This window comes from Raineyella sp. (assembly GCF_034933565.1).
Lineage (GTDB): Bacteria > Actinomycetota > Actinomycetes > Propionibacteriales > Propionibacteriaceae > Raineyella.
The window spans coordinates 17,348-26,830 of sequence record NZ_JAYFNG010000014.1 but is presented as its reverse complement, the minus strand read 5'-3'; the positions used below and the strand labels follow the sequence as shown (position 1 = coordinate 26,830).

The 9,483-nt window shown below is 67.9% G+C and carries 17 protein-coding genes; all 17 read left to right on the top strand.

The window, feature by feature from the left end; genetic code table 11:
* The first annotated feature begins 1 nt into the window (after position 1).
* The 17 genes from rplP to VB059_RS05005 all read left to right on the top strand — a co-directional run bounded on the left by rplP (position 2) and on the right by VB059_RS05005 (position 9,368).
* Complete coding sequence (gene rplP, locus VB059_RS05085) at positions 2-421, top strand: 50S ribosomal protein L16 (RefSeq protein WP_323420940.1); 420 nt, start codon at positions 2-4, stop codon at positions 419-421.
* Positions 421-690, top strand: a complete 270-nt coding sequence (gene rpmC, locus VB059_RS05080) for a 50S ribosomal protein L29 (RefSeq protein WP_323420939.1) — start codon at positions 421-423, stop codon at positions 688-690. The genes rplP and rpmC overlap by 1 nt, the downstream gene beginning before the upstream one ends.
* The gene (gene rpsQ, locus VB059_RS05075) at positions 687-974 is read left to right on the top strand and encodes a 30S ribosomal protein S17 (RefSeq protein WP_323420938.1); all 288 of its coding nucleotides are present in this window, start codon (positions 687-689) and stop codon (positions 972-974) included. The genes rpmC and rpsQ overlap by 4 nt, the downstream gene beginning before the upstream one ends.
* A gap of 64 nt (positions 975-1,038) precedes the next feature.
* Positions 1,039-1,407, top strand: a complete 369-nt coding sequence (gene rplN / locus VB059_RS05070) for a 50S ribosomal protein L14 (RefSeq protein ID WP_153571267.1) — start codon at positions 1,039-1,041, stop codon at positions 1,405-1,407.
* Between the two features lies 1 nt (position 1,408).
* The gene (rplX, locus tag VB059_RS05065; RefSeq protein ID WP_323420937.1) at positions 1,409-1,786 is read left to right on the top strand and encodes a 50S ribosomal protein L24; all 378 of its coding nucleotides are present in this window, start codon (positions 1,409-1,411) and stop codon (positions 1,784-1,786) included.
* Positions 1,786-2,418 (top strand): 50S ribosomal protein L5, encoded by a 633-nt coding sequence (gene rplE / locus VB059_RS05060; RefSeq protein ID WP_323420936.1) that lies wholly within the window; start codon positions 1,786-1,788, stop codon positions 2,416-2,418. The genes rplX and rplE overlap by 1 nt, the downstream gene beginning before the upstream one ends.
* A 7-nt stretch (positions 2,419-2,425) precedes the next feature.
* Entirely contained in the window at positions 2,426-2,611 is a 186-nt protein-coding gene (locus tag VB059_RS05055) for a type Z 30S ribosomal protein S14 (RefSeq protein WP_317691090.1), read from the top strand.
* 161 nt (positions 2,612-2,772) lie between these two features.
* Positions 2,773-3,180: a 30S ribosomal protein S8 gene (rpsH, locus tag VB059_RS05050; RefSeq protein WP_323420935.1), complete on the top strand. Its 408-nt coding sequence runs from the start codon at positions 2,773-2,775 to the stop codon at positions 3,178-3,180.
* Between the two features lie 27 nt (positions 3,181-3,207).
* On the top strand, positions 3,208-3,750 hold the full coding sequence (gene rplF / locus VB059_RS05045; RefSeq protein ID WP_323420934.1) for a 50S ribosomal protein L6: 543 nt from the start codon (positions 3,208-3,210) through the stop codon (positions 3,748-3,750).
* A gap of 2 nt (positions 3,751-3,752) precedes the next feature.
* Positions 3,753-4,136, top strand: a complete 384-nt coding sequence (rplR, locus tag VB059_RS05040; protein ID WP_323420933.1) for a 50S ribosomal protein L18 — start codon at positions 3,753-3,755, stop codon at positions 4,134-4,136.
* 27 nt (positions 4,137-4,163) lie between these two features.
* Entirely contained in the window at positions 4,164-4,775 is a 612-nt protein-coding gene (gene rpsE, locus VB059_RS05035; protein WP_323420932.1) for a 30S ribosomal protein S5, read from the top strand.
* Positions 4,775-4,957, top strand: a complete 183-nt coding sequence (rpmD, locus tag VB059_RS05030) for a 50S ribosomal protein L30 (protein WP_323420931.1) — start codon at positions 4,775-4,777, stop codon at positions 4,955-4,957. The genes rpsE and rpmD overlap by 1 nt, the downstream gene beginning before the upstream one ends.
* A 2-nt stretch (positions 4,958-4,959) precedes the next feature.
* Positions 4,960-5,400: a 50S ribosomal protein L15 gene (rplO, locus tag VB059_RS05025; RefSeq protein WP_323420930.1), complete on the top strand. Its 441-nt coding sequence runs from the start codon at positions 4,960-4,962 to the stop codon at positions 5,398-5,400.
* Between the two features lie 310 nt (positions 5,401-5,710).
* Positions 5,711-7,015, top strand: coding sequence for a preprotein translocase subunit SecY (secY, locus tag VB059_RS05020; RefSeq protein ID WP_323420929.1), 1,305 nt, complete (start codon positions 5,711-5,713; stop codon positions 7,013-7,015).
* Positions 7,012-7,602, top strand: coding sequence for an adenylate kinase (locus tag VB059_RS05015; protein WP_323420928.1), 591 nt, complete (start codon positions 7,012-7,014; stop codon positions 7,600-7,602). The genes secY and VB059_RS05015 overlap by 4 nt, the downstream gene beginning before the upstream one ends.
* Positions 7,603-8,448 (top strand): type I methionyl aminopeptidase, encoded by an 846-nt coding sequence (map, locus tag VB059_RS05010; RefSeq protein ID WP_323420927.1) that lies wholly within the window; start codon positions 7,603-7,605, stop codon positions 8,446-8,448.
* A gap of 104 nt (positions 8,449-8,552) precedes the next feature.
* Positions 8,553-9,368, top strand: a complete 816-nt coding sequence (locus VB059_RS05005; RefSeq protein ID WP_323420926.1) for a hypothetical protein — start codon at positions 8,553-8,555, stop codon at positions 9,366-9,368.
* The last annotated feature ends 115 nt before the right edge of the window (positions 9,369-9,483 follow it).

Below are 9,483 nucleotides of genomic sequence, written 5' to 3'. Positions count from 1 at the left end.
CATGCTGATCCCCCGTCGAGTGAAGTACCGCAAGCAGCACCACCCGGGACGCTCCGGCGCCGCCAAGGGTGGTACCGAGCTTGCATTCGGTGACTACGGCATCCAGGCCCTGTCCAACGCCTACGTCACCAACCGGCAGATCGAGTCCGCTCGTATCGCCATGACCCGTCACATGAAGCGTGGCGGCAAGGTCTGGATCAACATCTACCCGGACCGCCCGATGACCAAGCACCCCGCCGAGTCCCGCATGGGTTCCGGCAAGGGCACCCCGGAGTGGTGGATCGCGAACGTCAAGGCCGGTGCCGTGATGTTCGAGCTCGCCGGTGTTCCGGAGGACGTGGCTCGCGAGGCGCTGCGCCTGGCGATCCACAAGCTCCCGATGAAGGCGCGCTTCATCAAGCGCGAGGCAGGTGAGAACTGATGGCGAAGACCACCAGCGCAGCCGATCTGCGCCAGATGAGCCGTGAGGCCCTCAACGAGAAGGTCGTGGAGCTGAAGAAGGAGCTCTTCAACCTCCGCTTCCAGCACGCGACCGGGCAGCTCGAGTCGCACGGTCGTCTGCGTGAGGTCCGCAAGGACATCGCCCGGATCTACACCGTGCTGCAGGAGCGCAACCTCGGGATCGTCGACGACCCGGACCAGGCGGCCGTCGCGGCTGCGGCCGAGAAGGATGAGAAGGCAGACGCATGAGCGAGCAGACCCAGACCGAGGCCGGCGCCGTCGAGCGCGGTCGCCGCAAGGTGCTGACCGGCTACGTCGTCAGCGACAAGATGGAGAAGACCATCGTCGTGACCGTGGAGGAGCGCAAGAAGCACTCCCTCTACGGCAAGGTGATGCGTCAGACCGCGCGGTACAAGGCCCACGACGAGAACAACGAGGCCGGCATCGGCGACCGCGTTCGGATCATGGAGACCCGCCCCACCTCGCGTACCAAGCGTTGGCGCCTCATCGAGATCGTCGAGAAGGCCAAGTAACCACATCGAGTTCCGCCAGGCCCTCGGAAACGGGGGAACCGGTGGGACAACCAGGAGATAGAAGATGATCCAGCAGGAGTCGCGACTGAAGGTCGCCGACAACACTGGTGCGAAGGAACTCCTTTGCATCCGTGTTCTCGGTGGATCCGGTCGTCGCTACGCCGGCCTCGGCGACACCATCGTCTGCACCGTGAAGGACGCCATCCCCGGTGGCAACGTCAAGAAGGGTGAGGTCGTCAAGGCCGTCGTGGTCCGTACCGTCAAGGAGACCCGTCGCCCCGACGGTTCGTACATCAAGTTCGACGAGAACGCCGCCGTCATCCTGAAGAACGACGGGGAGCCCCGCGGCACCCGTATCTTCGGCCCGGTCGGCCGCGAGCTGCGTGACAAGAAGTTCATGCGCATCATCTCGCTCGCTCCGGAGGTGATCTGACATGGCAGCACAGAAGAAGCTCCACGTGAAGAAGGGTGACCGGGTCAAGGTCATCGCGGGCAAGGACAAGGGCACCGTCGGTGAGATCATCGCCGTCGATCCCGCCAACGACCGGGTGACCGTCCAGGGCGTGAACATCGTCAAGCGTCACCTGACCGACCGCCAGGCCGGCGGCCGGGTCGAGAAGGGCGGCATCGTCTCGTCCGAGGCGCCGATCCACGTCTCGAACGTGCAGCCCGTCGTGAAGAAGGACGGCGTCGAGGTCGTCACCCGGGTCGGCCACAAGCGCGAGAAGGTCACCCGGACCCGCGCCGACGGCTCGACCTACGAGGCCCTCCGCAGCGTCCGTTACGCCAAGGCCACGGGGGAGGAGTTCTGATGTCGACCAGCACCACCGAGACCACCACGCGTGAGGTGCCCCGTCTGAAGACGAAGTACCGCGAGGAGATCGCCCCGGCGCTCCAGGCCGAGTACGCGTACGCCAACCCGATGCTGATCCCGGGCCTGGTGAAGATCACCGTGAACATGGGCGTCGGCGACGCCGCCCGTGACTCCAAGGTGATGGACGGTGCCCTCAAGGACCTGACCGCGATCACCGGTCAGAAGCCGCAGGTCACCAACGCCCGCAAGTCGATCGCCCAGTTCAAGCTCCGCGAGGGCCAGGCCATCGGCGCGCACGTCACCCTGCGCGGCGACCGCATGTGGGAGTTCCTGGACCGACTGCTGACCCTGGCACTGCCCCGTATCCGCGACTTCCGTGGCCTCAACCAGTGGCAGTTCGACGGCAAGGGCAACTACACCTTCGGTCTCACCGAGCAGGTGATGTTCCACGAGATCGACCAGGACAGGATCGATCGCACCCGTGGCATGGACATCACCGTCGTGACCTCGGCGGCCAACGACGAAGAGGGCCGCGCGCTGCTCAAGCAGCTCGGGTTCCCCTTCAACGACAACCCGAAGAAGGCCAAGGCCAAGGCCAAGGGCCCGCGCTACTCCCGTGGGAAGAAGTGAGTAACTGATGGCAAAGACCGGTCTGAAGGTCAAGCAGTCCCGCAAGCCGAAGTTCGGCGTCCGGGCCTACACCCGCTGCCAGAAGTGCGGCCGGCCGCACTCGGTGTACCGCAAGTTCGGCCTGTGCCGTGTGTGCCTGCGCGACATGGCGCACAAGGGCGAGCTGCCCGGCGTCACCAAGTCGTCCTGGTGAGCCCCGCGTACGCGGTGCGCTCCCGCTGTCCGCAGCGGGCGGGCGCCGCGTACGTGGGCCACGGGCCCACACCGCATCGCATCCCACGATTTTCAACTTCCAACGCCGCAGGTCCGGGGCACCGCCCCGGAAACCGCAGTGAGAAAGAGGCTTCCTGAGCCATGAGCATGACCGATCCGATCGCAGACATGCTGACGCGTCTGCGTAACGCCAACCAGGCGTACCACGACGAGGCGTCGATGCCCCACTCGAAGATCAAGGCGGGTATCGCCGAGATCCTCAAGCAGGAGGGCTACATCGCCGCCTACGAGGTCACCGAGCCCGCCGAGGGCGAGGTCGGCAAGACCCTGACCGTGACCCTGAAGTACGGGGAGGACCGCGAGCGTTCCATCGCCGGCGTCCGCCGTATCTCCAAGCCGGGTCTGCGGGTCTACGCCAAGTCGACCAACCTGCCGAAGGTCCTCGGTGGCCTCGGCATCGCCATCATCTCGACCTCGCAAGGTCTGCTGACCGACCGTGAGGCCAAGGCCAAGAGCGTGGGTGGGGAAGTCCTCGCCTACGTGTGGTGACGGACGAGACCGAGAGGAGAGAACACCATGTCCCGAATTGGAAGGCTCCCGATCAGCGTCCCGTCCGGCGTCGAGGTCACCCTTGACGGCCAGCAGGTCACGGTCAAGGGTCCGAAGGGCGAGCTGGAGCACAGCGTCGCCGAGCCGATCACCGTCAGCCGCAACGAGGCCGGCGAGCTGATCGTCGAGCGCCCGGACGACGAGCGGCAGAACCGCTCGCTGCACGGCCTGACCCGCACGCTGGTGAACAACATGGTCACCGGTGTGACCCAGGGGTACGAGAAGAAGCTCGAGATCCAGGGCGTCGGCTACCGCGTCCAGGCCAAGGGCCCCCAGCAGCTCGAGTTCAACCTCGGGTTCTCGCACCCGGTGATCGTCGACGCCCCCCAGGGCATCACCTTCACCGTCGAGAACCCGACGCACTTCGCGGTGCAGGGGATCGACAAGCAGCTGGTCGGCGAGGTCGCCGCCAACATCCGCAAGATCCGCAAGCCCGAGCCGTACAAGGGCAAGGGTGTCCGGTACGTGGGCGAGCACGTCCGCCGCAAGGCCGGAAAGGCAGGTAAGTGACGATGGGCATCTCCCTGACGCACAACAAGAACGCCGCTCCGAAGGCTGCGTCCAAGCAGCGCCGCCAGGTGCGTGGTCGCAAGAAGATCTTCGGTTCCGCCGAGCGCCCCCGCCTCGTCGTGTCCCGGTCCGCCAAGCACATGTTCGTGCAGGTGATCGACGACACCCAGGGACGGACGCTTGCGTCGGCGTCGACGATGGAGGCCGACCTGCGCTCGCTGGAGGGCGACAAGTCCGCCAAGGCCCGCAAGGTGGGCGCGCTCGTCGCTGAGCGGGCGAAGTCCGCCGGCGTCGAGCAGGTCGTCTTCGACCGTGCCGGCTACAAGTACCAGGGTCGTGTCGCTGCGCTCGCCGATGGCGCGCGCGAGGCCGGCCTGGACTTCTGAGCGAACGACGAGAGGAAAAGGAAAGCGATGAGTGAGAACCAGGGCCGCAGCGGTGGCCGTGGCGAGCGTCGCGGCCGTGACGATCGTCGAGGCGGCCGGAACACCGAGGACAAGAACCAGTTCATCGAGCGCGTGGTGACCATCAACCGGGTCGCCAAGGTCGTCAAGGGCGGCCGTCGCTTCAGCTTCACCGCGCTGGTCGTGGTGGGCGACGGCGACGGCACCGTGGGCATCGGCTACGGCAAGGCCAAGGAGGTGCCGGCGGCGATCGCCAAGGGTGTCGAGGAGGCGAAGAAGAACTTCTTCCGCGTCCCGCGCATCCAGAAGACGATCCCGCACCCGGTCCAGGGCGAGAAGGCCGCCGGCGTGGTCATGCTGCGCCCGGCCGCTCCCGGTACCGGTGTGATCGCCGGTGGCGCCGTCCGCGCCGTGCTCGAGTGCGCGGGCATCCAGGATGTACTGGCCAAGTCCCTCGGCTCGCCCAATGCGATCAACGTGGTGCACGCCACCGAGGTCGCGCTGAAGATGCTCGAGGAGCCCGAGGACGTCGCCAAGCGCCGCACCAAGGCCGTCCAGGACGTGGCTCCGGCCGCGCTGCTGCGGGCCCGTGACGAGGCGAAGCAGGAGGTGGCTTCCTGATGGCGAAGCTGCAGATCACCCAGCTCAAGGGCGTCGTCGGCGAGAAGCCGCAGATGGGCCGGACCCTGCGCGGTCTCGGTCTGCGCAAGATCGGCCAGACCGTCGAGCAGCCCGACAACCCGGCCATCCGTGGCATGGTCCGTACGGTCCGCCACCTGGTCACCGTAGAGGAGGTTGACTGATTATGGCGATCAAGCTCCATGATCTCCAGCCGGCTCCCGGCTCCAAGCGGGACCGGATCCGGGTCGGCCGTGGTGAGGGTTCCAAGGGCAAGACCTCGGGCCGTGGCACCAAGGGCACCGGCGCACGCAAGAACACCCCGGAGAACTTCGAGGGTGGCCAGATGCCGATGCACATGCGGGTCCCGAAGCTGCGTGGCTTCAAGAACCCGTTCCGCGTCGAGTACCAGGTGGTGAACCTGGACAAGCTCGTGGCTCTCTACCCGGAGGGTGGCGAGGTGTCGGTCGACGACCTCGTCGCCAAGGGCGCCGTCCGCGACGGTTGGCCGGTCAAGGTCCTGGGCGCCGGCGAGCTGTCGGTCAAGCTCCAGGTCACGGTGAACAAGTTCTCGGCTTCGGCCAAGGAGAAGATCGAGGCCGCCGGCGGCACCGCCGAGGTCCTCTGATCCACTGATCCGGCGATCCATGCCGGAATGCTGAAGGGCGGTCCCCGCAGGGGGACCGCCCTTCATGCTGTGTCCGTGGCCTACAGGAGCTTCGGGGCGTACGGCGTGTCCGTGGCGTCCGGCGTGTCCGGGGCGTCCGTGGCGCACGGGCGTACGGGTCGCATTCCGTCCGCGTTTGCCGTCGGTGACGTGGCTGACAACACTGATAGAGTCACGGGGCACGCCTGTGTGGGTGTGATGTCCACGCGGGTGGCCCCGGCAAGGACCGGTCCACCCCGGGCGTGTCGTCGTCGTACAAGAGAGGGGCACGGTGCTCTCCGCATTCACCAATGCCTTCCGGACACCCGATCTTCGGAACAAGATCCTCTTCTCGCTGGGGATCATCGTCATCTTCCGGCTCGGATCGGCGATCCCGATCCCCAACGTCAACGTCCAACAGGTCGACACCTGTCGGGCGATGGCGACCGGCGGGGCGGCCGGCTTCGCCTCGATGCTGAACATGTTCTCCGGCGGGGCGCTGCTGAAGCTGGCGATCTTCGCCCTCGGTGTGATGCCCTACATCACCTCCTCGATCATCCTGCAGCTGCTCACCGTGGTGATCCCGCGGCTGGAGTCGCTGCGCAAGGAGGGTGGCCAGGGCCAGGAGAAGATCACCCAGTACACCCGCTACCTGACGATCCTGCTGGCGATCATGCAGTCGACCGCGTTCGTCACCCTGGCGGTCAACGACCAGCTGATCCCCGGCTGCCGCGGTCTGGTGTACAACACCGGTCTGTTCCCGATCATCGTGATGATCCTGACGATGACCGCCGGCACCAGCCTGGTGATGTGGCTCGGTGAGCTGATCACCGAGAAGGGCGTCGGCAACGGCATGTCCGTGCTGATCTTCACCTCGGTCGCCGCCCAGTTCCCGAACGGCCTGGCCTCGGTGCGCCAGTCCCGCCCGGGCCAGCAGGGCCTGATCGTGATGGGCCTGGTGATCCTGGTCGGCCTGGCCGTGATGGCCGCCGTGGTCTTCATCGAGCAGGGCCAGCGGCGGATCGGGGTGCAGTACGCCAAGAAGATGATCGGCGGCAAGCTGCGCGGCGGCACCTCGACGTACATCCCGATCAAGGTCAACCAGGCCGGCGTCATCCCGGTCATCTTCGCCTCGTCGATGCTCTACCTGCCGGTGCTGTTCTCCACGTTCCGGCCGACCGGCGCGGCGGCGCAGTGGGTGAGCAAGTACTTCGGCTCGATGTCGCACCCGGTCTACGTCATCACGTACGCGATCCTGATCATCTTCTTCGCCTACTTCTACGTGGCGATCACCTTCAACACCGAGGAGATCGCCGACAACATGAAGAAGTACGGCGGGTTCATCCCGGGCATCCGGGCCGGGGCCCCGACGGAGAAGTACCTGTCGTACGTCCTCAGCCGGCTGACCGCGCCCGGGTCGATCTACCTGGCGCTGATCGCGCTGATCCCGTCGGTGGCGTTCATCCTGTTCCAGGCCAACCAGAACTTCCCGTTCGGCGGCACCTCGTTGCTGATCATCGTCGGCGTCGGTCTGGACACCATCAAACAGATCGAATCCAAGCTCCAACAGCACAACTACGAAGGGTTCCTACGATGAGGCTCCTGATCATGGGTCCGCCCGGTGCGGGCAAGGGCACGCAGGCCAAGGGCATCGCTGCCCGCTACGCCATCCCGGCCGTGTCCACCGGTGACATCTTCCGCACCAACGTGAAGAACGAGACCCCGCTGGGCCTCAGGGTCAAGGAGATCATGGCCTCCGGCGGTTACGTCGGCGACGACATCACCAACGGGCTGGTGCGCAACCGGCTGGCCGAGGAGGACGCCGGCGCCGGCTTCCTGCTCGACGGCTACCCGCGCACCCTCGCCCAGGTGGAGGCTCTGGACGCGATGCTCGGTGATCTCGGCGTTGCTCTCGACGCCGTCATCTCCCTCACCGCCGACACCGACGAGGTGGTCGCCCGGCTGCTCAAGCGCGCCGAGATCGAGGGCCGCGCGGACGACAACGAGGAGACCATCCGGACCCGGCTGCGGGTCTACGACGAGGAGACCGCCCCGCTGCTGGCGACGTACGCCGAGCGGGGCCTGCTCGTCGAGGTGGACGGGCTGGGGGCCATCGACGAGGTCGGGCAACGGATCGCCGCCGAGCTGGACCAGCGGCTCGGGCTCAACGCAGAGAAGGCCTGAGTGTTCCGCAACAGTCGAGGCATCGAACTGAAGACCGACGACCAGCTGTGCCTGATGCGGAAGGCGGGGCTGGTCGTCGCAGACCTGCTCGACACCATCACCGCCGAGGCACGCCCCGGCGTCACCCTGCGGGAGCTGGACCGGATCGGTCGCGAGACGCTGGCGCGCCACGGGGCCGAGTCGAACTTCCTCGAGTACGGCGCCGACGCGCGCGGTGAGGGCGGTTTCAAGGGCGTCGTCTGCCTGTCGGTCAACGAGGTGATCGTCCACGGCCGCCCCACCGACGACATCCTCCAGGACGGTGACACGCTGTCGGTCGACGGCGGCGCCATCCTGGCCGGCTGGCACGGCGACTCGGCCCGTACGGTCCAGGTCGGCACCCCGGTCGCCGAGAGGCAGACCCTCAGCGACGTCACCGAGGGCGCGATGTGGGCCGGGATCGCCGCTGCCCACCTGAACGGACGGATCGGTGACGTCAGTGCCGCCGTCGAGGCCTACATCGAGAACGCCGGCCCGTACGGCATCGTCCGCGAGTACGTCGGGCACGGCATCGGCACCGCGATGCACCAGCCGCCCGATGTGCCCAACTACGGCCGTGCCGGCCGTGGGCCGCGGATCAGCCGCGGGATGGCCTTCTGCGTCGAACCGATGGTGACCGTCGGGTCGCCGGAGAACGCGGTGCTGGAGGACGACTGGACCGTCGTCACCCTCGACGGCAGCTCGGCTGCGCACTGGGAGCACACCGTCACCTGCACCCCGAAGGGTCTGTGGGTGCTGACCGCCGCCGACGGCGGCGAGGAGATGCTCGGGCGCCTCGGCGTGCCCTTCGGCCCGCTGGCCGACTGACCCGGCGCCGACCGGCCTCTGGTCTGCGGGGACATCCGGGTGGCACACTTGCCTGACCATGGCCCGTGGGCAGGATGCGCGGGCCCGGAGCATCGGGAGGCCCCGTGTCCCGTGACGATGACCACCGCCAGGACCACGACGAACACGTCGCCGATCCGTGCCGGCCGCTGCCCCGCCGGGCCGCCGAGCACCTCGGCCGTGAGCTGCCGCCCGAGCCCTCACCGCTGGAGCTGATGGAGCTGATGGAGCGGCTGCGGACGTTCCTCTCCCAGCACTGCGCCACGCCGTACGAGATCGACCCGGATGACCAGCCGGCCCGCGAGGCATGCTGGGCCCTGGCCGCATTCCTGGAGGACAAGCCGGTCCGGGACCGGAGCGAGGTCGCGGCGCTGTGGTACGTGGCCCGGCGCTGTGCCGCCACCGGGGCCTCGCCCCGGCGCCTGGGCAAGCTGCTGGAGCCGGCGATCGTCTGGCTCGCTCCCGACGACGAGGCCGCGCTGCCGATCCGGTCGCGGTTCGCCCGGTGGATGGTGCAGTGCGGCGGGGAGCGCGCCCGGTTCGGGCCGTTGCGTGCCGCGCAGCTCTACCGCAGCCTGGTGCCGGCGCTGTCCGGGCACGGAGTCAGCCGGGCGCGGCCGATCGAGGTGTGGCGGGAGACGCTGGCGGGGCTGTCCGAGCTGGGCCAGTGGGCCGGTGGCCCCGGCGGCCGGCACCCGGTGATCGGGCTGGAGTCGGGGCTGGCGTACGCCCGGCTGGCCGACCAGGTGGGGCGTCGGGCCGAGGCCGTCAGCCGCCTGCAGACCCTGCACCGGCAGCTGCGTGAACCGGGGGCGGCGGCCGAGCACGCCGCCACGCTGCACCTCACCCTGCTCGACATCGAGCTGGACCTGTGCGTCCTGGGCGCCGTGCCGCTCGATTGACCCGGCGTCACCCTCGGCGGCGCGGGATGTCACCCGATTGGTACCGTCAGGACCGTCTTACCGGCCGGATCCCGGGTCGGTGACGGGGCAGAATGAGCCCGCAGCGACACGGTGG